The 23,531-nt window shown below is 41.9% G+C and carries 17 protein-coding genes and 4 tRNA genes; 5 read left to right on the top strand and 16 right to left on the bottom strand.

What is annotated here, in order from left to right:
* Positions 1 to 54: 54 nt before the first annotated feature.
* Both LROSL1_RS05120 and LROSL1_RS05115 read right to left on the bottom strand, forming a co-directional pair.
* Positions 55 to 1,029 (bottom strand): UbiA family prenyltransferase, encoded by a 975-nt coding sequence (locus tag LROSL1_RS05120; RefSeq protein ID WP_178913942.1) that lies wholly within the window; start codon positions 1,027 to 1,029, stop codon positions 55 to 57.
* The gene (locus LROSL1_RS05115) at positions 1,030 to 2,028 is read right to left on the bottom strand and encodes a UbiA prenyltransferase family protein (RefSeq protein ID WP_178913941.1); all 999 of its coding nucleotides are present in this window, start codon (positions 2,026 to 2,028) and stop codon (positions 1,030 to 1,032) included. It abuts the gene before it with no gap.
* 487 nt (positions 2,029 to 2,515) lie between these two features.
* On the opposite strand from LROSL1_RS05115, the gene LROSL1_RS05110 reads away from it, so the two are divergent.
* The 5 genes from LROSL1_RS05110 (at position 2,516) to LROSL1_RS05090 (ending at position 7,664) form a co-directional block, all read left to right on the top strand.
* Positions 2,516 to 4,435 (top strand): NAD(P)/FAD-dependent oxidoreductase, encoded by a 1,920-nt coding sequence (locus tag LROSL1_RS05110; protein WP_178913940.1) that lies wholly within the window; start codon positions 2,516 to 2,518, stop codon positions 4,433 to 4,435.
* A 399-nt stretch (positions 4,436 to 4,834) separates the two neighbouring features.
* Entirely contained in the window at positions 4,835 to 5,299 is a 465-nt protein-coding gene (locus tag LROSL1_RS05105) for a NusG domain II-containing protein (RefSeq protein ID WP_017261605.1), read from the top strand.
* A complete protein-coding gene (locus tag LROSL1_RS05100; protein ID WP_017261604.1) occupies positions 5,296 to 5,856 on the top strand; it encodes a Gx transporter family protein in 561 nt (186 codons plus the stop codon). The genes LROSL1_RS05105 and LROSL1_RS05100 overlap by 4 nt, the downstream gene beginning before the upstream one ends.
* Positions 5,853 to 6,830, top strand: a complete 978-nt coding sequence (locus tag LROSL1_RS05095) for a polyprenyl synthetase family protein (protein ID WP_178913939.1) — start codon at positions 5,853 to 5,855, stop codon at positions 6,828 to 6,830. Before LROSL1_RS05100 ends, LROSL1_RS05095 begins: the two co-directional genes overlap by 4 nt.
* Positions 6,831 to 6,869: 39 nt before the next feature.
* Positions 6,870 to 7,664, top strand: coding sequence for an energy-coupling factor transporter transmembrane component T family protein (locus LROSL1_RS05090; RefSeq protein ID WP_178913938.1), 795 nt, complete (start codon positions 6,870 to 6,872; stop codon positions 7,662 to 7,664).
* Between the two features lie 68 nt (positions 7,665 to 7,732).
* Here the strand turns inward: LROSL1_RS05090 and LROSL1_RS05085 are convergent, their stop codons facing one another.
* From LROSL1_RS05085 to LROSL1_RS05020, 14 genes are all read right to left on the bottom strand, one after another.
* A complete protein-coding gene (locus LROSL1_RS05085; protein ID WP_178913460.1) occupies positions 7,733 to 8,626 on the bottom strand; it encodes an IS3 family transposase in 894 nt (297 codons plus the stop codon).
* On the bottom strand, positions 8,623 to 9,294 hold the full coding sequence (locus LROSL1_RS05080) for a helix-turn-helix domain-containing protein (RefSeq protein WP_178913461.1): 672 nt from the start codon (positions 9,292 to 9,294) through the stop codon (positions 8,623 to 8,625). Before LROSL1_RS05080 ends, LROSL1_RS05085 begins: the two co-directional genes overlap by 4 nt.
* 107 nt (positions 9,295 to 9,401) lie before the next feature.
* Positions 9,402 to 10,643 (bottom strand): aminoacyltransferase, encoded by a 1,242-nt coding sequence (locus tag LROSL1_RS05075; RefSeq protein ID WP_178913937.1) that lies wholly within the window; start codon positions 10,641 to 10,643, stop codon positions 9,402 to 9,404.
* 456 nt (positions 10,644 to 11,099) lie between these two features.
* Positions 11,100 to 12,230: an N-acetylmuramoyl-L-alanine amidase family protein gene (locus tag LROSL1_RS05070; protein WP_178913936.1), complete on the bottom strand. Its 1,131-nt coding sequence runs from the start codon at positions 12,228 to 12,230 to the stop codon at positions 11,100 to 11,102.
* 225 nt (positions 12,231 to 12,455) lie between these two features.
* Complete coding sequence (locus tag LROSL1_RS05065) at positions 12,456 to 13,712, bottom strand: hypothetical protein (protein ID WP_178913935.1); 1,257 nt, start codon at positions 13,710 to 13,712, stop codon at positions 12,456 to 12,458.
* Between the two features lie 362 nt (positions 13,713 to 14,074).
* A complete protein-coding gene (locus LROSL1_RS05060; protein ID WP_178913934.1) occupies positions 14,075 to 14,860 on the bottom strand; it encodes an N-acetylmuramoyl-L-alanine amidase family protein in 786 nt (261 codons plus the stop codon).
* A 91-nt stretch (positions 14,861 to 14,951) separates the two neighbouring features.
* The gene (locus LROSL1_RS05055) at positions 14,952 to 17,084 is read right to left on the bottom strand and encodes a C39 family peptidase (protein WP_178913933.1); all 2,133 of its coding nucleotides are present in this window, start codon (positions 17,082 to 17,084) and stop codon (positions 14,952 to 14,954) included.
* A 156-nt stretch (positions 17,085 to 17,240) separates the two neighbouring features.
* The gene (locus LROSL1_RS05050) at positions 17,241 to 19,517 is read right to left on the bottom strand and encodes an N-acetylmuramoyl-L-alanine amidase (protein WP_178913932.1); all 2,277 of its coding nucleotides are present in this window, start codon (positions 19,515 to 19,517) and stop codon (positions 17,241 to 17,243) included.
* Positions 19,518 to 19,772: 255 nt separating this feature from the next.
* Positions 19,773 to 21,713, bottom strand: a complete 1,941-nt coding sequence (locus tag LROSL1_RS05045) for a hypothetical protein (protein WP_178913931.1) — start codon at positions 21,711 to 21,713, stop codon at positions 19,773 to 19,775.
* A 353-nt stretch (positions 21,714 to 22,066) separates the two neighbouring features.
* Positions 22,067 to 22,846 carry an N-acetylmuramoyl-L-alanine amidase family protein gene (locus LROSL1_RS05040; RefSeq protein WP_178913930.1) on the bottom strand — a complete coding sequence of 260 codons (780 nt, stop codon included), beginning with the start codon at positions 22,844 to 22,846 and terminating at the stop codon, positions 22,067 to 22,069.
* Positions 22,847 to 23,150: 304 nt separating this feature from the next.
* A tRNA-Leu gene (locus tag LROSL1_RS05035) sits at positions 23,151 to 23,236 on the bottom strand.
* 37 nt (positions 23,237 to 23,273) lie between these two features.
* A tRNA-Cys gene (locus LROSL1_RS05030) sits at positions 23,274 to 23,344 on the bottom strand.
* A 20-nt stretch (positions 23,345 to 23,364) separates the two neighbouring features.
* Positions 23,365 to 23,436 (bottom strand) — tRNA-Gln (locus LROSL1_RS05025).
* Positions 23,437 to 23,444: 8 nt separating this feature from the next.
* A tRNA-His gene (locus LROSL1_RS05020) sits at positions 23,445 to 23,517 on the bottom strand.
* Between the last annotated feature and the right edge of the window lie 14 nt (positions 23,518 to 23,531).

Here is a 23,531-nt window from a genome sequence, read left to right as displayed (position 1 = left end):
TTTTTAAGAGCATTTTTACTGAAAAATATTTTTTTGGCAATGCCAATTAGTTGATTAGGACTTTAATAATCTGATTATATCCATTGCTACTAATACAGCGACTTCCAAAGAAGCAACGCTTAACAAATTCTGAATTGCAGTAATAAACGTTTTACCTTTATCCTGAACCGCGAGAAAGGCCTTCGTATTCCGAATCACAACTGGAATCAAACCGAACACAATGATCATTAACCATGGTAACCAGCCAAGCAAGATTCCAATAAGCACAAAGACAAATGCCATTCCGGGCACAAACGGATAAAGCTTTACCGCCCGTTGCTTTCCCAGATAATAAGGTAACGTAAAACGTTGATTTTTCATATCTTGTTGCAGGTCACAAATATTATCGGCATACATAACCCCACCGTCTAAAATCACAATGGGCAATGCAATCACAAATAAAGTCAGAATCACGGCCAGATTAGCGGTAATGACAAAATGCCAACCATCAAAATACATCGCTATCGGCAGTTGTTTAGGCATGTTCACGTAAGCTGCAATAAAGATTGTACCAAACCCTTCACATAAACCACTTAATATTTCTCCTAATGGCATTCGCGATAACGGCACTGGCCCTGCCGTGTATGTGATTGCAATCAAAATGGCTAAGCCACCGATAAAGAGCAACACCAAGTTTGTCCGGATTATCAGCAGGATTCCCATGCTACATGCAATGATTAAAAACACCAACATTAATGCCATCATGTGATGCGGGTTCAAATGTTCCCGGCCTAAAATATTATCCCGGCCACGGTAGGCTAAATCCTTGGCTTTGTAGTAATCCTGAACATTGTTAAAACCTGTCACGAAGAATGCAATACTCATTTGGCCAATAAAATAAATCAATGTATTCAGCCAGTTAAACTGACCATAAGCGTAATATGCGTACGCTGTCCCCAATAAAAATGGTAACAAACTGGCTGTTTTGGCTGGCAAACGAATAAGCTCCAAAAACAGTGGCCACGTTAACGGTTTATAATCTGTTTTCATTTATTGCACCACCATTTCCAAGATCAATCCCAGTAATAATGATCCATTGACCCAAAGAATATTACTGATTGCTGGCCATAACTCTTTTTGAAACAAACCGCTATGTGCCGATGTCGTTATTTCATCAGCAGTCGATGTTGTTTTTCCCGCAACCATTTGTTTAAAATGACGGTCGTTGAGTACAACAGCTGGCACTGCTACCATCATGACCGCTAACCACCAAGATAACATTCCTGTCGCCATACCGATGATAATACCGAGAAAACCAATAACGAGGAAACTACGGTAAACGATTAAACTCCACCGCTGCCCTAAATACTCAGGCAAGGTGTGTTTATCTTCATCAATCGTCTGATCACGTAACCCAATAATGTTTTCCGCGAACATTAAATTAGCGGTCGTCGCCATTAATGGTAAACAAAGCAACACAACAGCAATTAACGACCACAAATTGCCCATAACAAGCATCCCCGGCCAGTGCAAAATAATGCCGATCAGTTTTTGTGATGGTACGTTTACATAAAAAGCAGTGAACGGTAGCAATAATCCCAATGAACCGCCTACGAATACTTCGCCCAGCGGCAAACGTGACAATGGCACAGGACCAATCGTATAAAAGATGGCGATGCCAAACCCAATAATTCCCAATAGTAAAAGCATTAAGTTGGTGCGCCAAACTAGCCAAATACCAAGGCAGGTGGCCAGTGTCAGCATCACCACGAGCATAAGTTGAACCAATAACAACGGCAGCTGACGTTTGCCAATAACCGTTTGTGACTGTGCGTTCACTGATCCTTGTGACTTATTGTAGGCCACTAAGTTGCTGATGCCAGTAGTCGCCATTGCGAGCGTCAATGTCACGATAAACAACACAATTGTATTAGCCCAATTTACATCATATCCAAAATCAATTGCAAAAAAGACCCCCACTAGAAACGGCAAAATACTGGCGAGTTTTGTTCGCAGCGCCACTAATTCACCGAAAGATGATAATCTCATAGCTTCCCCCTAAACTTTGCCCTGTTACCTAATCAAAACGGTCTTTCATCCAATTTTATCCTCTTGCCACGATCACAACTACTTACTCCCATGATATCGAAAACTTGAATGCTTTACCAATAGCGGCTGAAAATCATATTCATTAGTCATGCACTGCCTTAAGCTAATGGTTACTTGGCGAGTACACTGGTTTCATCAAAGTCAGCACAATTTAACAGCAAACAATTAGTTTGTGAAACGTGTTACGTAAAATGCAGCCTTTCTCAATTCATTAAAACGAATAATAAACAATAAGTTTTATTTCACCCCTTGTTTGTCAATTTTGGAAACGGTTTCGGCGTTCAACATAATTGTGTACAATAAATAACTTCTTTTTGTGAATATATTCCTGAAGGTCTAGACAATCGACGAATGTAAACGCTATAATTGTTTCATAGTTAATGCACTTATTTATAACTTTTATATTATCTCAGAGGAGTTGTTGGAAATGGCCCAAAAGAATATTGTTGTCGTCGGTGCCGGCTTCGCTGGCGTTTACGCCACCAAGCATCTGGCCAAGCATTTCAAAAAAGATTCCAACGTTAAGATCACACTGATCGATAAGCACTCGTACTTCACCTACATGACGGAGCTACATGAAATTGCCGCCAACCGGGTGGATGCAACTGCCATTCAGTATGATTTACAACGTTTGTTCTGCCGTCGTAAGAACGTTAAGTTAGTGACGGATACGGTTAAGTCAATTAACCGAACCGATAAAAAGGTCGTTACGGAACACGGTTCGTTTGACTATGACTATGTCATTTTAGGCATTGGCTCACAGCCTAACGACTTCGGCACACCTGGCGTTAAGGAACACGGTTTCACCCTCGGTTCTTGGGAACAGGCCGTTGCCCTTAAAGAACACATTGAAAAATCTGTTCGGGCGGGTGCTATCGAAACAGATCCAGACAAACGTAAAGCATTGCTTTCATTTGTTGTCGTTGGTTCTGGGTTCACCGGTACTGAAACCATTGGTGAAATGCGCGACTGGCGTGACCAATTGGCCAAGGATAACAAACTTGATCCAACTGAAATCAAGTTTACCTTGATGGAAATGGCGCCAACCATCATGAACATGTTGGATCGCCGCGATGCAGATAAAGCGGAACGTTACATGACCAAACGTGGTATCAAGATCATGAAGAACACCGGTGTTGTCGGTGTCCATGAAGATCACGTTGACCTCAAAGACGGCTCCACTTTCCCAACTTGCACGTTAATCTGGACTGCCGGGGTTAAAGCAACCGATCAAGCCGCCAACTTCGGTTTGGAACAAGGTCGTGCCGGCCGAATCAAGGTTAATAAGTACACTCAATCAGAAGATCCAAACATCTTCGTTGTTGGTGACGTGTCCTTACTTGACGAAGACGGTTCCGGTAAAGGTCAACCTCAAATTGTCCAAGGTGCTGAAGAAACAGCTCAAGCGGCCGTTTCCAACATCATTAACACAGAGGACGGCAAACCGTTAGTTGAATTCAAGCCAAACTATTCAGGATTCATGGTTTCCTTGGGTTCCCAATATGGTGTCGCTAATTTGATGGGTAAGATTCACCTATCCAATTTCTGGGCCATTTTAATGAAGCATTTGGTTAATATTCTCTACTTCATTCAAGTTTACTCAGCCTACTACCTCTTCCAGTACTGCATGCATGAGTTCTTCCGGACCCGTCATAACCGGAACCTCTTCCGCGGTCACATTTCTCGCCAAGGTAACGTACTATGGACTGTCCCTGCACGGATTTTCCTAGGCATGATGTGGTTGGTTGATATTTGGCCAAAGATTCAAGGTAAAGGCTCATGGTTCTTACCTAAGCTGCGATTACCATTCGCATGGTTAAAGCCAGCAACAACTAGCGGTGCTAGTGCTGCCGGGTCTGGCGGTGGCGGTGCTGCGGCTACCAGTGCAGCTAGCAGTGCAAGTGGCGCAGCAAGTACCACAGCTACTGCAAATCCAACAATGTTCTCTCTTTCCTACGATTACGGTCATGATCCACAGATGGTCTTCTCCAAGATGCCACACTGGTTCCAAGCCGTAACTCAAGTATTTGTTCCAAACCAACAAACTGCCTTCTTCATGCAAAAGTTTATGACCATTATTGAAATCTTTATTGGAGTTTGTTTGGTTCTCGGTTTGTTCACTTGGGTGATGTCAGCTGCTTCAGCAGCCATGGTTGTTGTCTTTAGTCTCAGTGGGATGTTTTACTGGGTTAACATGTGGATCTTCTTCGTCGCAATTGCCTGCATGAATGGTTCTGGTCGTGCGTTTGGCCTCGACAAGTGGGTAGTGCCTTACCTACAACGGGTCTTCGGCAAGTGGCGATATGGAACACCGAAAGCCTTGTATGGCAGCGATGTCATGAAGTAATCATTCATAGCTTATATTGTCAGTGGTAGAGTTCTAGGGTAGACTTGCCCTAGGGCTCTTTTTTGAAAAGTGAACGCTCTCAAGTCGGACTTGAGAGCGCGTGTTATGAAGAATAACTCACTATCCTTTAGTACCGCTGGTCTTGTCTTCGCATTGATATTTTGATGTTACTGATTAATTGATATGCACCAACGGAGTGGATTCGGTCAGAGATAGAGTTCCGTGAGAGCACCACTAAGTAGCGCTTTGGGCTACTCAGTGGTGCTGGACGAGCTTTGAGACCGGTGTTGGGGCTCAAACCGGTCCCATGGAACGGCATCTCTGACCGAAGTAACGGCAGGCGTCCAACTCTATAGGTAAATATGTAACGGTTTTTATAATGAAAGAAAGTGTGATTACGTGAAGCTTTCTCCCACAGTCAAACGGTATTTAAAAATGATCCGACCGTTTGACATCATCATCGTGACTCTACTGATTATCGGATCTTTCATCCCCCTGATGGTCTTCACCACTAGCCAACATCACCAGGCAGCCGCTCAAACAACGGCCAAAAGTCATGAAGTGTATACCGCTGTGGTTTCCCACAATGGTCACGTACTTAAACGGATTCGGTTAACTGGGCATCAAGGTAAAACACGTTATCATTTCACAATGGGTCACGGTGCCTATAACGACACGTTGGTTACTGACAATCGTATTCAAATCAGTGATGCCAACTGTCCCGATCAAATTTGTGTTCACCACTCGGCCATCAGCAAGCCAGGTCAAACCATCGTTTGTCTACCGCACAAAGTATTGGTAGAAGTGAAGAGTTCAAACGGTGCCACACACAGCAACTCTACGGGAGGACTTGTTAAACCATGAATGTTCAGTCATCAAGAACACGACAGTACATCTACATTGCCCTCTTATGCGCTCAGGGCGTGATTATCGGTTTACTTGAACGAATGATCCCGTTTCCGTTTGCATTCGCACCAGGCGCAAAATTAGGCCTTTCAAACATCATTACCCTGGTTTCATTATTCACAATGCCTGTTGGCGACAGCTTTTTGCTCATGAGTATGCGTTTGTTACTGACGACCTTGCTTGGTGGTACCGTGGCCACCTTTATGTATAGTGCAGCTGGTGCCCTCCTATCCTGGCTGGGCATGCTGTTAATCAAACAGCTCGGTGAGAAACGGGTCAGCATGATTGGCATTTCGGCCAGTGGCGGAATTTTATTTAATGTTGGTCAACTAGCTGTTGCCAGCTTAGTCGCACAAAGCTGGACTGTCATGCTCTACCTACCAATTCTAGCGGTTATCGGCATTCTTGCCGGAATTGCGATTGGTATTACCGCAAACTTTTTATTTGAACACGTCGACACACTGAGTCGACTTCGGTACGACCATCAACACTCACCAGAGAGGAACCAATCATGAAAATTCACCCAATGTGGCGTGAGTACCCTGCTCTCCAAACGGAACTTGAACAGGTGCTAACTTTAATTGATCAGAACATTACCACCAATAACGTCCCGGTAAGAGACGCTATTTTAGACATGATTAACGCCGGCGGTAAAATGTTACGGCCGGCGTACTGCCTCTTATTTTCACAATTTAAGCAAACGGATCGTCACAAGATGATTGCATTGGCCGCTGCTGTCGAAACCTTACACACTGCAACGTTAATTCACGACGATATCATTGATGAATCTGACATGCGTCGTGGGCTACCATCTATTCAAGCAACGTTTGGTAAAGATACCGCCGTCTATGCGGGTGACTACCTTTTTACTGTCTGTTTCAAACTGCTGGCCGGTTATGCCAGTGATCTGCGCAGTGTGCAACAGGATGGCAAACATATGGAAGCTATTTTAAATGGTGAGTTAGCACAGATGTCCACGCGATATAACATGGCTATCACCATCGACCAATACATGAACCAAGTTTCCGGCAAGACAGGCCAGTTATTCGCGCTCAGTACCTTTCTCGGTGCGTATGAATCTGGCAACAGTCTACGCTTTGCTCGCAATGCTCAAACGATTGGTCTCAATATTGGAGTTGCTTTCCAGTTGTTGGACGACATACTCGATTACACTGCCAGCAGCAGTCAGTTTGGCAAACCTGTCCAGGAAGACATGCGCCAAGGTGTTTACTCAGCACCCCTGATTCTCGCCTTGCGTGAGGCGCCCGAGGCCTTTGCACCGTACCTTAGCAAACGGCTAAAAATGACGGACGATGATGCTAAAGCAGTTGATCAACTCGTTCGTGACCACGGTGGTGTTGTTAAGGCACAAGAGCTCGCCAAAGATTACACCGACACTGCATTAACTGCTATTGAGAAATTACCGGACATGCCCGTTCGCGCCGTCTTGTCACAGCTCACCAGTTCATTGTTAAATCGTCAATCCTAGCAGAATTGTTACTTTCTGATGAAGGGAGGCGCACGATACATGAGTAACGCCCTTCTGTTAGGTCGTTTCATTCCCGGAACCAGCATCATTCATCGACTAGATCCACGAGTCAAACTATTAACAACGTTATATCTGATCTTAATCATCTTTCTGGCCGACAATTGGCAAACAAATTTATTGCTATACGGTTTTGTTCTGATTGGTGTATTGTGCGCCCGACTTAGCCTGCGCTTCTTTCTCGGCGGTCTGAGGCCAATGTTATGGCTCATCATCTTTACAGTCGCCATGCAGCTACTATTTACTCATGGCGGCACTGTTTATTGGCAATGGGGCTGGCTGATCATTTCACAAACTGGACTTCAAAATGGGCTTTACGTGTTCCTTCGTTTCGTCTTTATTGTGTTTGTCTCAACACTGCTGACGCTGACCACTGCCCCATTAGCACTGGCAGATGCCGTAGCATCATTGTTGCGCCCCTTGCGCTGGTTTCATTTTCCAGTAGACGAAGTGGCACTAATGCTTGCTTTGGCACTCAGGTTTGTGCCCAACCTCATGGATGAAACCAGTCAATTAATGGCCGCGCAACGTTCACGTGGCGTCGAATTTGGCGAGGGCAACGTCTTTCAACAAATGCAGGCGCTCATCCCCCTGTTAATTCCCCAATTAGTAACCAGTTTTCGCCGAGCGGACGAGTTGGGCACCGCGATGGAAGCCCGTGGTTACTCTGGAACAGCCAACCGAACCAAGTTTCGAATTCAGCAATTTCATGGGCGCGATGGTGCGTTTGTCCTTATTCTGCTGATCTTGACTGGACTATTAATCTTAATGCGATAAAAAAGGATTTAACATGCACTAGGCCCTGTCAAGTTGACAGATGAAATAATATAAACTTTTGTTTGTCTCTAAACGGCTTCATTCCAGTATTCATCTGGAGTGAGGCCGTTTCTTTGTGCCGAACGATTATGATGATTGAAGTATTCGATGCCGTCTTCAACCAACTCCACGAGCTCTTGGTAGGTCTTTGCCAGCGGATGACGATCCATCCAGCGAAGTTTGAACTCATTCCACCAGCGTTCCATTGGGGCGTTATCATATGGTGTTCCTGGACGAGACATGCTTCTCGGGACATGATGACGACTTAAAAAGTTATTAAATGCTCCGGCTGTGTACGCTGGGCCACGATCCGTATGCACCAGTGGATGAACATCGCCAGATGCCTCAAACGCACGGTGAAAAACTTGAATCTCCGCTGCCGCAGTCTCAGTAACGCTAAGATTGTAAGACAACAATCGGCGTCCATAGAGGTCCATGACGCCACTTAAGCGCATCTTGTACTGGCCGTTTACGCCGTACGTTAACTCTGTTGAATCAGACAGCCAGACCTCATTGGGCACCTCCACGTCAAAGTCCTGGTTGAGCACGTTGTCTAAGATATACTGCTCACTTTCTTTACGTCGATGATGTTTCTTAACCCGAATTTGACATTTCAGTCCGAGTTCACGCATCACACGACGAACCATTTTTATCGTAACTGGGAAGTCAATCAATTTATCATGTTGGAGATTGATCAAGAGATTTCCAGCTCCGATACCTTGGTGATGAAAATCGAACCAATACTGTGTTCGTTCCTTAAGTGCTCGGTCTCGCTGCTCCCAAGCAGTCTCTGAACGATTCAAACCTTTATGATAGGCCTGACGGCTGATCCCAATAAGGCCTAATAACTTTGTGATGGCTCCGTGCTGTCCTTGACTGACTTCCTTGATTGCGTGGTAGGCCAGTCGGTGTTGTTGATTCACCCCTTGCGCTGAAGTTCCTGTAATTTTTTTGCGAATGCTTTATATAACTCCTGATCTTTGAGCCGCGATTCTAACTGGCGAATGCGGAGGTTGGCCTTATCTAAATCAGTTAGTTCGTGCTCTGGTTTGCGGTGACCACGGTTATCCACTAGTGCCTCATAACCACCATTTTTGGCCTTCAAGACCCATGAGCGAGCTTGTTGATATGAAACTTGAAAATGATTAGCTGTCTCAGTGTAACTATGTTCACCCTTAACAACGTATTCGACAATTTCAATGCGTTCTTCGAAAGTTGTTTTTCGACTCATGATGGGGACCTGCTTTCTAGACGGCGAAGCCGTTAATTTGTCTCCATTATACTTTGAAATCCATTCTTCAAGTTGTCGTGTTCCACGTAAACCAAATTTTATGCTAAGCGTTTCAAGTGTACCTTCGCCTGCCAAGTATGCTTGAACGACCCTTAGTTTAAACGTTTGAGAATAGTGGGCATTGTTTCGCACTGCTTGTAATCCTGCAGGTCCATATCGTTGGAAAAGTCCAATCCAACGTTTCAGTGTCTTGGGGGTAATTCGCTTCATCTTGGCGAAGGTGCTTAAAGAAATTTCTTGTTGCTGATACTCCATAATGATTGCCAGTTTTTGTCGTGTTGTATGTCTTGATCTAGGCATAGAAAAATCCCTCCATGATTGATAGATGAATTATGATATTTCATCTGTCAATCATGAAGGGATTATCGCAACACAACGACAAATTGTGTTAAATCCTTTTTTAATCTTTATTCCCTACCTGTGACTTTCTTCAGCCATTCGTATAATCGATATTGGAACGGCTTGACCGGTTTGGTGAACGCACCCAGCATCTCCTGTGTCACACCAGTAAATGACTGTTTGAACCCAAGCACACCATCGGATCCGTCAAACATGCCAGACACACCGTAGAAATTATATAACGGTACATGATTTTCAATTGCAACATGAATCATATGATTCTGGACCATGTAAGGTGCGTAGAAGTTCTTAAATTCTTCATTCGTGAAACTGAACATGTAGGCAATTTCCTGCGGCTGGATAAAGAACATCCCTCCAGATAAAATGGTCGACTGACCATCCTCACGTTTAAAGCCTTCAGCCTCTTTAATCCGCTTTTCATGCTGACTAATTTGGTCACTCAGTTCACGCCGCTGGCTCTTGATATGCTTGTTATTTGGCTTGTCCTTTAATTTAGCATCCAAGCCGTCAACCCGTTCTCGTAACTTGTCGGCTTGTTTCTGCTGATTAGCAATATACGTGTCGAAGTTCAGTTCAGCCACGATAAACTGAACTTTGTCGCCATATGCTTTATAGGTCGCCTGATAATAGTCCAATGTTTTATCATTAAAGTTCAACCGTTTCGCTGTGGCCTCGGTATATTGTTTAAATTGTGGCAGCTCATCATAATCCAACTGACGCAATTTAATGCCAAATTGTTTCGTTTTCTTCAACGCATACTGGGCGTCTTTCTGATAACTGGCCACCACATTATCCGCCGTGATTCCAGTCATCTTTTTAACAAACTGATAACCCAGTTCGATCGTGGAATAACCGGGTTTAACGGCTGAGTGACTAAAGCCCGCCGCCGTTAAGTTTGCAATGGCATCCTGATTAGGTGTAGCAATAACCTTGCCATCGTCATCAAATTCACGACTGATCACGTTTGGCAGCCAACGCAATACTAAACCATGATGTTGCTTGGCATAACTGACCATCCCGTCTGTCATTACTTTGACCAGCGCTGCATTGCCATAATCCATCATCGGTCCGCCATTGACTTCAAACAAATAACCCATCCGCAATTTTTCAGACGTCAATAAGGCCGCCGCAATCACCTGCCCGTGTTCGTTGGTTACCCCAACATATGTCGCGTCAATGTTACGTCGACTCAGCACCTCTTTTTGTTCTGGTGTTTGCGTGTAACTGCCTTGTGGATGCTGTTGTTCAAAAGCGTAATAAGAGTCCCGATCTAATTCTTTAAAGTTCATAATCAAAATAGAATCCTCGCTTTAAAAAGTATTTAGTAATTACATTTACCCTCTATACTAGATGGTAATGTTTTCAGAGCCATAAAAACAAGAGATTATAGCAACTTATTTTGATTTTTATCACTTTTATTCAAAATTATTCAAACCAATTATTTAGTAGCACTCGATTAAATGCCGCAATACCAATCGATTAAGAATACACTAAACGGCCTGAGTTCGAATACAATTAGATACTCGGAACCAGACCGTTTTAATTAAATTATCATGAAATTATTTATATACTGCTCCTGAGCATGTTATAGACCAGCAGTATATTTCCTTCAATATGGTTGTTATGAGCAGTTCAAAACTTTTTTCAAAAAAGCACTGCCATAAACTTTTTCCTAATTTCAAATCAAATTCTTGCTATTCAAGATTTTTTTACTAAACACTAGTACACAAGCTTCGAAAATTATTCTACTGCTGATAGCCAATTTCAAAAACAGCATAGAAAGTCCCATTCGATGACATCGAAATACCAATTCCACCTACATTAGCGTATGGGCTCACTTCGGTTAAATAGTGGCCACCACCATATGACTGTTCAGCTGTCCACATGTCAACTGGATTCTCTGTACCGCCCCACCATGAAGCCAAGCATTCGGGTCCATTCACTATGGTACCGTAATCGTAGTTCGGACTATTAAATAATCCCGCTGCATTCGTTTTAGCCCAGGATGGCGCACCATATAAATTATCACTATGACTTAGGCCTTGATTTGAGCTTGCTAGCTCATTTGCTCGCGCCTGTGCCCATTGATCCATTTCAGTAGTTCGTCGAAGAGCCGGTAAAACGTTACCGTTATCGCGATTGTCTGAACTTCCTACGGGCGTTCGTTGTGATTGACGCAACTGATTAATCTGATTAAACCATTGTGTCAATTGTCCAGCAAATGCATCTTGGAAATTTCCATCGACCATTTTTCCTGAATTGTCAAAATAATAATCGCGACCGTTACTATCAGTTGAGACACCAGTTTGCATTACTCCTGTGTAATGACTTAACAGATACCAACTGTTATCAAGATAACGCCAGCCATATGCCATCGCACCGGAATTATCCATGTAATACCATTTGCCGTAGCTCAACACCCAACCTGTACGTAACGAGCCGTCAGCATTTAAGTAATACCAAGTATTAGTTTGGAGCCAACCAGTTTGCATTGCACCTGAGCCTTGGAAATAGTACCACTTACCATTAATCCACTGCCAGCCCGTTTGCATATGGCCAGAACCATCAAAATAATACCACGCCCCGTTAATCCATTGCCATCCAGTCAGCATACTACCTGATCCATCGAAATAATACCACGATCCATTAATATCTTGCCAACCGGTTTGCATCGTCCCATAGCTATTCAGATAATACCAATTATTGTTGACCCATTGCCAGCCAGATTTCCAGTAGTTACCAGAATCAGACCACAGATACCATCCCGACGAGTACCCCCACCAGGAATCAGCATGTGCATTGTTAATTCCGACTCCAGTAATCAGCCCTGCGCCAACAATAAGTGTAATCAGCCCTTGCCTTACCAATTTATGCATGATCTTTATACCCCCCCTGAAAGGTTTGTAAATCACATTAAAAATGTCATTTTAATATTCATTTGTCAATACGCAAAAACCGCAACACTTCATCAAACGTATTGAATTGTCATACATACCCAGAATTTTTATAGGACTAAGCTTAAAAATGAATAAAAAAAATGAACCCCATTCACTGGAGTCCACCTTTCTAACCTGTTAATCAGAAATAATTAAATGTGAAATCTATCTAAATTTTCGATAAACGAGAAAACCTGCTAGCAATCCACCGGCAATTAAACTCTCTGAACTAAAAATACCGTTTAGAATTTTAGAAGAAACATTTCCACTCTCGTTGTTCCCATTTTGATTTGACGTTTTTAAGGAACTAGCCAATGCTTTTTGAACTGAACTCTTCGATTCTTTATTGCCAGATGCCACCTGCTTAAATACTTGTGACTGCGTTTGTGAAATCGAAGAAGCTAACTTTGGTGAATCAACGTTTGTTGAACTATCTTTGGACGTTGAAGCACTGCTCGTTGAGCTGACATCTGCCTCAGACTTACTTGTATTTGAACTTAAGTTTTTCGAAGAGTTCCCTTCATCACTTGAAGAGGATGCAACCACAGAATTACTGGAATACACCTTTGACGAGTTCCCGATAACTAAACTCACTTCTTGATTATCCGAACTAATATTGGAAGTTGACGACGATTGGGAACCATTTACACTGCTCGATATTTCAGATGTGCCTGTACTTGAACTAGTAGAGTTCGTGCTCGTTATTACATTACTTTTGGAACTATTATCACTAGTTGTTGACGAAGTATTACTGGTCACAGAATCACTACTGTCAGAAATGCTCGAATCAATATTAACAGACTGTTGTGACGGTTTGTTATAAACGATTTTTACAATGTTTTGACTATTATCTTGGTGCGAAATCTTGTAACTAGTGGCTTGCCCATCATCTAGTTGATAGCCCACTGGAGCTTTTATTGTAGGTATTTTGATTACATCTAAATAGTTGCCTGATACTTGCTCTGAATGAAATGGTTGTGGCTGATCACCTTTATAATAATCAATCGTCACCGACGTGGATGGTGTGTGGCTGACCAACCAAAACTCTGTTACCGCACTGGAAGCTCCGGCAATATGCGTTTGACCAAATTGCTGCAAATAACTTGCAAAATTGCTTACACCCAAAGTGGACAGGGCTGTTTTGCTACTCAAAACTCTATTACCAGCTGAATCCATATAAGATGTTGTTACATATGATTTGTTTAAATCAATGTTTTTCGCTGGAACAGTCGCGTTACAATTCTCAGATTGTCCCGGTTTGTAAGTAAAGGATTGTGTCGTATTGTTGCCGGGGGTGCCGTTGTTAGTGTTAATGACGACACTGTCATCTGCGTTGGCAATCGCAGATCCACTTAACATCAGCGAAAATGATCCTGCCAGTATCAATGATGACGCAATACTTTTAAAAATTTTAGTTTGCAATATTAGCATCCCCCTCTCCTAATCTATTATATCTGCTCAATACTAAAAGGTATACAAGAAAGCTCAATTACATCAATAAAATTGCAAAATATTCGTTTTTACAGTTTCAGATGATGTGCTTTAGCTATCACTGTAAGACCTAGTGTAACTGATAGTCAGCAGTAAGCCTATTTTTGTGCCTGACTACGCACAAAACCTTAAGGTTAATCTCAATTACTCATCTTCTGATTGCTGCATCTTTAACATATTAAAAAACGTAATATTTTACAACGTGAACACAAATGGCAGCTACCTCCGCTCGGAAGTAACTGCCATAACATTTTGATTTTTATGCACTCAGAAACTATTTAATATTCTCAGAATTAGTAATTATCACTATAGCCATAGCCTAACCAGTTACCCTGATGCGTATCAAAATGACTGTATTGACCATTAATATATTGATTACCCGTTACCATTTCGTTGTAATCAAAATAGTACCAAGCACCATTAATCCATTGCCAACCATCTGCTAATGTACCATCACCATTAGCATAGCGCCAGCGGTAACCGTCCCAAATCCAGCCGGTTGCCATGGAGCCGTCACCCCACATGTAATACTTGTATGTTTTCCAGTCAACGGTACCAGTTTGCATATCTCCGAAACTATCAGAGTAATACCATTTGCCGTTCACGGCATACCAACTATTTTGTCGAGCACCACTACCATTATAGTATTGCCAATCACCGCCCTCATATTGCCAACCAGTGATCATTGCGCCACTATTACTAAACTTATAGTGTGTACCATTAATAGTCTGAGTGCCAGTCTCCATATAGCCGTCGTTAGTAAAGTAGTACCAATTGTTGTTAATGTAACGCCAACCATTAGCAGCGGCACCGCTATTATCAAAGTAATACCAGGAGCCTGTAATATATTGCCAACCAGTTCGCATCACACCAGAATTTTCATCTAGATAATACTCTGAACCATTGACATCTTGCCAACCGGTATCCCAGGACTCATCATAATCATTCCATAAATACCAGCCGGATGGATAGCTCCACCAGCTATCAGCATTAGCTTTAACAGTGGAAACTCCCATGCCAAGTGCAACTGAAGCCGCCATCAAAGCGATAACCTTAACTAATTTCTTTTGAAACTTCATGTCTACGCTCTCCAAACTTTGTGAATTTAAAAACCATTCTAAGAATATGACATTTATTAATAAAACAAAAGGGAAACTTAATGGCAATCAGCTAACCAACCGCCACACCTAGGTTCAAAGTGTTCCAAATATAATCAAACGAACTGCCACTAACCCAATAACTATTTAACCAAGGATCAACAATGTGATAACTACCATTACTATATCCGTTTACACATACTACATGTAAGTTAAGCGGCGTATATCCCCACCAGTAATGAGTCCATTGTGGGGCTGCAAAGTAATGTGTCATCCACATAATTACTGGACGTCCAGCTCTAAGTTCTTCCTGCAGGTATGTTGAAGATTGTCCGCTAATGTTTTCTGCGTTTGTATAACGTTGTGCCCATGAAGTAACCGCCTTAGGATAAATAGTATCAACACCGTTTGCGTCGTAAACATATGGATTTCCTGCAAAACCATTGTTGGGATCACCATTCGAGGAATATGGCATCGTCTTCAAAAATTGCGATAAATTAGTATTCGTCAATAACCCTTTGCCATGGAGTGCCTCCAGCAAAGAAGCACCTTCACAACCTTCGGGAGCCCCCCAGGCCACTTGGTCTATAAATGGCACATTAATCCACGGTGAGGGATTCCAAACACCATTACTATCTAAATAATACCAAGCATTGGAATTATCCTTTGTCCAACCAGTGGCCATTGCACCACCCCAGTTGAAGTAATAGTATGCGCCATTAATCCATGACCACTGATAATTTGACATACCAGCCCAATAATCAAGCCAATACCAGTTACCGTTATCTTGAAGCCAGCCACTGTCCATTGCGCCACTTTGTGCCATGTGATACCAATTACCAACTTTATTCCAACCAGTTGCCATTGCACCGCCCCAGTTGAAATAATAATATGAACCATTAATCTTTGACCATTGGTAGTTCGACATACCATTCCAGTAGTCTACCCAATACCAACTATTATTGTCGTTCACCCAACCGGTTTTCATCGCACCACTTGGATCAAAGTAATACCAATTACCATCTTTAGCCCAACCGTTAGTTGCGGCCCCATAATCAGTTAAATAATAAACATTATTACCGTCATGCAACCAACCAGTTGCCATACCACCCCACTTTTGGAAGTAGTACCAAGCGTTTTGCCATGACCAACCGGAGTTATACATGCCCCAATTGCCAAGGTAGTACCAATTGGATGAATCATTTAACCAACCGGTCTTCATGTCTCCGCCCCAGTTGAAGTAATACCAATTGTCGAGCTTACTCCAGCCGGTATGTAACATACCCCAATCGGTCATGTAATAATACTGATTGTTGTCTTTAAACCACTGATTAGCTAATTGACCATTTTGATCAAAATAATACCAGGTGTCGTTAATCTTTTGCCAACCTGTTTGAAGATTGTTATTTAAATAATAATTCCATTTTCCATTGTTTGAAGACCAACCATCGTTATGACTCGCGACAGGCATAACAATTTCTTCTTGTCCAAGATTAACTGATGCCGCAACTTTATTATCTTGTGATTTTTCTTTATTTGAATCGGATAAATCGGTTGAAGAATCAGCCTTTTTTGAATCTAATGAATCAGAATTGTGTGATTCTGACTTTTGCTGGTCATCAGAACTGGCAGATTCTGAACTGGCCACTTTAGATTCGGAACTAGTGGAATTAATACTCCCAGCATTACCACTTTCAACAGATGACTTTGGTGTCTGTGTATCATTTATTTTCTTTTCATTGCTACTATTACTTGATGCAACTTGAGAACTAGATGCATTCTCCTTCTGTGATGGGCCAGCAGGGACAACTGAACTTAATTGTTTGTTGCTTTGCTGAGAGCTAGCTTGAACATTTTCTTTTGAAGAATTTTCATAGCTGTCACTATTCGTCTGTGTAGTTACCGAATTTGAATTGGCAATTACGCTCGTGCTCTGATTTTTTGCTTCAGAATTCAAAGACTGTTTATTGCTAGTATCACTTACAGCACTTACTGACTCATCTGATGAATGAGCGGACGAGCTAGAAATCGCACTTGTGTTGCTTGGCGTCACTGATTGTTGACTCTGAGACGTTACAAGAACACTGCTTTGAACGCTTGAAGAACTGGCCTGGTCGCTTGCATACCCCTTAACAACTGAAACATTTAGCAATACGGCCAAAGCACCAGTGCAAAGTAAAACACTGGTACGTATTTTTGGTTTCAAAATAATCCCTCCCCGATATATAACGCACAATTAATTAAATCATACAATTGAATTCTAACATGCACTAATTGTATCAACAATGCGCATTTTTGCATTTTGCCAAAATGGAACATTTTTATATAAAAAAGGTAGACCTTTTTAGTCTACCTTAAGTATTTAGGCTTTATACGCTGATCCAGAGCCTGTAAAATGCCAACCATCTATTTCTCCAGAAGTTAGCATATATCCATTCTGGTCGAAATAATACCAGTTGCCATTGATCCACACCCAACCAGTTGCCATTGCACCAGAATTATTTAGGAAGAACCAGCTGCCGTTAATGTATTGCCAACCAACCTGCATATTACCTGAGGCACTTAAATAATACCAATTTCCGCGCACATACTTCCAGCCAGTGTCCATAAGGCCATCTTGATTCATATAGTACCAAGCACCATTGACATACTGCCAATCTGTTTGCATTGCACCTGAATTATTTAACAGGTACCACCCGTTCCTATAGAGCCAGCCAGTTGCCATCCGTCCGCCATTGTTAGGGTTTAGATAATACCAACTGTTGCCATCGTATACCCAATTTGTTTGCATCTGATTATACTGACTAAAATAGTACCAGCCATTACCATCGTTAGACCATCCTGACTTTGCAGCTCCATCTGAACCCAAGAAGTACCACTGCCAACCTAAATACAACCACCAAGAGCTCATGGCACCACCATTGGATGGATTTAAATAATACCACGAATTATTAACATGCTGCCAACCAACTTGCATTTGACCAGAAGTGTTGGTGTAGTACCACGCATTACTATCTTTTAACCAACCAGTTTGCATGGCACCATTTGAACCTAACCAATACCAAAAGCCATCCACTTTTTGCCAATTTGTTTGCATAGCACCTGAATTTGAAAGATCATACCAAACATTATTGATGTACTGCCAACCAGTTTGCATTTGTCCTTTTGCGTTAGCGTAATACCATTGATAATTATTAGCAAACCAACCATCATTTATAGTGCCAACATTTGTTGAATGGTACCATGCATTGTTCCAAATCCATTGATCACTTGGTCCATTTTCAGGAATATAAGCTAATGTTGAGCCACTACCAATCCAAGTGGATTTAAAATTGTTATATTCATACATAACTAGTTCAAAGAAATCATTAATTGAATACGTTGTTCCGAATAAGTTTTTGGCATTTGTTGTCCAATAATCATCTGGATCCGTATGATTCGTTCCCCCAAGATAGGAACTGACCATTGCATGAGTCCATACAGTCCCAGATCCATCAGCTTGTCCAAGCGAAGGAGCTAAGTGATATTGTTTTAACATCAGGGCAGTGTAATATGCTGCATTCAACAATTCATGAGCCCAACTGACCTGGTCGAAAACTTCACATTGCTCAAATTGCACGAACTTACCATTTGCTGGGTACGCAGCACCCCAGGCCGCATAGTTTGTATCAGCAATATTAACGATATTATTAGCGTCGACAAAAGTGTGAACAAAGGCACTTTCATAATTTTGCCGTTCAAAGTTTATCTCACCCCAGATAGTCGAACTAGGGTTAGCAGTTTCGTGAATTACTACCCCTTGGACGCCACCCCATCCATTATCATAAGATGGCGTCGGGAATCCCCAAACATCGCTCGTAACGGCTGCGGGAGTTAAACCACTATTCAAAATATAGTTATTTACTGAGTTTTCAGTAACGGAACTTGCAGCAACATTCACGGATTTTGCAACAGATACTAATTGCGTTGGCGCACTTGATTGGTCGAGGTGACTATCCTGAGACTGAGATACGATTTCAGATTTACTAGATTGCCATGAGGCAGAACTGGCAGAGAAGGTTTTCGATTCTGATGTAGGTTCATAACTGTTTGAATTAGTAGAACTGGAAACCTGCTTAGCACTGTTAGACTCAGCTATGACCTCTTGATTTGCGCTCATGACTTCACTTGAGTCTACATTTGTGTTTTTTGCCTTCTGAGAATCGTGATTCAACTGACTTAACTGAGTTTGAGATTCATTTGTCGAGTTATTGGAATTTTCACTCTGCTGGGTAACTTGTCTAGCATTCTTATCATCACTCAAGTTGCTATTCGATGCCTGCGACGCCATTGAATTTCCACTATCTGGTGCCGAGCTGATAGACGTTGCAGTGTTAGATAGTTTATCCTGCTTTGATTCAAAAGAGAACGAAGACCCTGTACCCTGATTATCAAAACTCGCACCGGCATTTTTAGAACTCTCACTGGTAGAATTGTTCTCTTGTTGAATAACTGCCGTTGTAGATGCACTAGCAGAGCCTTCGTCTGCAAACACAGTATCATGTGTTATTGAAATGCTTATCATAAATGTAGTAATTGTTACAGTAGTCCAAATTATTTTTTTGATTTTCCTATGTTTAGTTGAATTCGTGAATTTCATAATCGCAAGTTCTCCTTATCCAGTCAGTACTTCTAGTAAACGAGTCTACTATATAATTCCATTGCAATGCGCCTTATGCTAAATTTGTTCATTAAATGTAATTCAATTAACTTTAATCCAAGAAGCACATTTGTATGAATAAAATATTAACTTATCCACAATAATTACAAAAAAGAGCTGAACTCCTGAGTTTAAATCACTTAACTCAAGGAGTTCAGCTCTCTTCTTATTCCATAGCCTTATTGAGGTATCCCATTATCCTATAGCTACACCTAAGTCAATTGCATTCCAAATACTTTCAAAAGTACCGCCATCAACCCAGAAATTTCCTAACCAGGGATCTGCCACATGGTAGCTTCCGTTACTGTAACCATTCACGCAAACAACGTGTAAGTTAAATGGTGTCCAGCCCCACCAGTAATGCTTCCATTGTGGAGCAACGAAATGCTGAGTCGTCCACATAACAACTGGACGACCTGCTCTAAGTTCTTCCCGCAGATATGCCGCAGATTGACCACTAATATTTTCCGCATTCGTATACTGTTGCGCCCAAGGTGTCAACGCCTTTGGATAAATAGTTTCAACATCATATCGGTAAGCGTATGGTGTACCTTCAAAACCGTTATTCGGATCGCCATTAGAAGAATATGGCATTGATTTCAGGAATTGAGGTAAATTAGTTCCGGTCAATAAGCCTTTGCCATGAAGAGCCTCAAGTAAAGAAGCTCCTTCACAGCCTTCTGGTGCACCCCAAGCCATTTGATCAATAAATGGTACGTTGATCCATGGTGATGGGTTCCAAACACCGTTACTATCTAAGAAATACCACGTGTTCGTATTATCTTTATTCCAACCAGTTGCCATTGCGCCACCCCAGTTGAAGTAATAATACGCGCCGTTGATCCATGACCACTGGTAATTCGACATACCAGCCCAATAGTCAACCCAATACCATGTGTTATTGTCGTTCACCCAGCCAGTTGCCATTGCGCCACTTGGATAAAAATAATACCAACTGCCGTCTTTAGCCCAACCATTCGTCACAGCACCATAATTGGTCAAATAGTAAAGACTGCCGTTATCGTGCAACCAACCAGTTGCCATACCACCCCAATTTTGGAAGTAATACCAAGCATTTTGCCATGACCAACCGGAGTTATACATGCCCCAATTGCCAAGGTAGTACCAATTAGATGAATCATTTAACCAACCGGTCTTCATGTCTCCGCCCCAGTTGAAGTAATACCAATTATCCAGTTTACTCCAGCCGGTATGTAACATACCCCAATCAGTCATGTAATAATACTGATTGTTGTCTTTAAACCACTGGTTCACCAATTGACCATTTTGGTCAAAGTAATACCAGGTGTCGTTAATCTTTTGCCAACCTGTTTGAAGATTGTTATTTAAATAGTAATTCCATTTACCATTATTTGAAGACCAACCATCGTTATGACTCGCGACAGGCATAACGATTTCTTCTTGTCCAAGATTAACTGATGCCGCAACTTTGATAGTCTCAGATGATGAATCTGAAGATGCATTGCTGGACAAACTTTCCGCAGTATTCTGCGTGCTATTAACACTTTCAGCGTTAGAATCCTGCGAATTGGACGTTGAAGTAGCTGCAATGCTGGTAGCATTGGCACTATCACTATCCGTCTCAAAGCTAGTATTTGACTTTGCTGTGGATGTGTTTGTGCCCTCTTTTGTGGAATCAACTGCACTACTTTGTGAATTTTGTTCACTTTCTAAACTATTTTTGTTCTGACTACTGCCGACATTTGACGATACGGAACTCCCTTTGTCAGACGTCGTTGAGCTCTGAACACCGCTATTTATCTTTGAAATTCCTAATGGACTAGCCGACTGTAAACTTTCCTGACTAGCTACATCTTTTGCTGAGCCAGATGTAACCTCACTGGAATCTGCGTTGGTAGAGCTAGCTTTTTCTACGTCAGTTGTTTTAGATATGTCACTAGTCTTTGCATCACTAACAGCTACTGATGTATCTCCTGATGGTATATTCTGCGAAGTGTCATGTTTAACAGAACTAGCACTGTTGGTTGCGACACTGATCGATACACTTGAACCATCGTTCGCCGTTTGGGCCTGAGCCTGATTTATCGACAAACTTAACAGTATCGTTAGCGTACTAACACTCAACAGAACACTGTTGCGTAACTTAGATTTCATTATCTTCTCCTGATAAAATGATTGAACCATTAATTTAATTTCAATATTGATTTTATCATGCCCACTTGTTATTAACAATGTTCAAATAAGGAACATTAATTTAAAAAGCAATGGCAACATCTCTCGATTTTATATTAAAAAATGATGAGGAGACTCATTTGGTAAACTGAAAAATGTTTTTAAGCCATTTAATGTACTTTTTGGGGAAATTTCACGTTTTTCACCAAATAGTGCCGACAATTCGAACTCGGAAATTCGAATTGTCGGCACTATTTTTAGCACTTAATTCATAATAATTTTAGACTTAACCGTCTCAACACTTCACACGATCAACCGTTAATCAATTATAAAACTTAACTTGGCCAGCTATCAGATGGATAACGACACCATTTGCCATTAATCATTACTGAGTCGGTATTTGCACGGCCTGAACTGCCTAAATAATATCGTTGATTGTCTATATTTATCCACCCCGTTTGCATTCTTCCCGTAGATGGTTCTAGATAATACCAGTATCCGTCAATAAAGCGCCAACCAGTCATCGGAGAACTACCATCGTAGCAATACCACGAATTACCATCAAAGAACCACCCAGTAGGGACGTTACCGTCGCTTCCAAAGAAATACCACCTGTATTCGCCAGAAGGGTATGACTGAATATATTGCCAACCAGTCTGCATTTTGCCTTGCCCATCCAGACGATATAAACGACTACCTGCAAATGATAACCATCCTGTTTGCATGCTACCATCACCTGCAAAATAATACCAAGCGCCATTAATATATTGCCAATCAACCAGCATCGCTCCAGAAGCATTTAGATAATACCACCGGCTATTGATATACTGCCAACCGATCACCATAGCCCCGGAATTATCAAGATAGTACCAACGCGCATTAATATATTGCCACCCTGTTTGCATGATACCTTTATCACTAAGATAGTACCACGCACCATTTTTATATTGCCAACCAGTGTCCCACTGACTTTTTGAGTCAGACCATAAAGACCAGCCTGTTGGATATGACCACCAACTATCTGCACTAGCTTTCAATGTGGTGCTACCGAAAAAAAACATAGTCGAGGCTACAGTTAAAACTAGCATGCTAATCAATTTCCTGAAATTTTTCATGTACCTATTCCCCTTCATCCCGTTAATTAAATTATATAGAAATGATGCGTAAATAAGTAGACTCATTTCGAATATTAATGCATGCTTATCAATCCCGTAATAAATCAAAAAACAGTGACATATACACGTCATTAATATTCTTGTTGACCTAGTTCATTTCACAAACACGTCCATATCTGTCTGTTTTCCCAAGTTTTCCTTTTACCCCTATGTTCAAACAAAGTGAAAAATAGATACCAAAAATTTAAATGTCGATACATTGGTATTTCAAAGGCACAAAAAAACTCCTTAAAGGAGTCATGTATGCCGCCGGTGGGGGTCGAACCCACACTCCCGGTAAAGGGAACTGGATTTTGAGTCCAGCGCGTCTGCCAATTCCGCCACAGCGGCAAGCTATGAAGTTCTGTTACACGCCCTTCGACGTGAAAGGTGGTAACCGGATTTGAACCGGTGATGAAGGTTTTGCAGACCTCTGCCTTACCACTTGGCTATACCACCATAATGGAGCAAATCCAAAGTTGGGATAGCTGGATTCGAACCAGCGCATGACGGAGTCAAAGTCCGTTGCCTTACCACTTGGCTATATCCCAATAAAAAGGGCGGTATGTGAGAATCGAACTCACGCGTGCTGGATCCACAAACCAGTGTGTTAACCACTTCACCAATACCGCCATAATATTTAAAT

It is taken from the genome of Furfurilactobacillus rossiae (genome assembly GCF_013394005.1).
GTDB lineage: Bacteria > Bacillota > Bacilli > Lactobacillales > Lactobacillaceae > Furfurilactobacillus > Furfurilactobacillus rossiae.
Note: the sequence above shows the minus strand (reverse complement) of the source record. Positions and strands in the feature narration are given on the sequence as shown.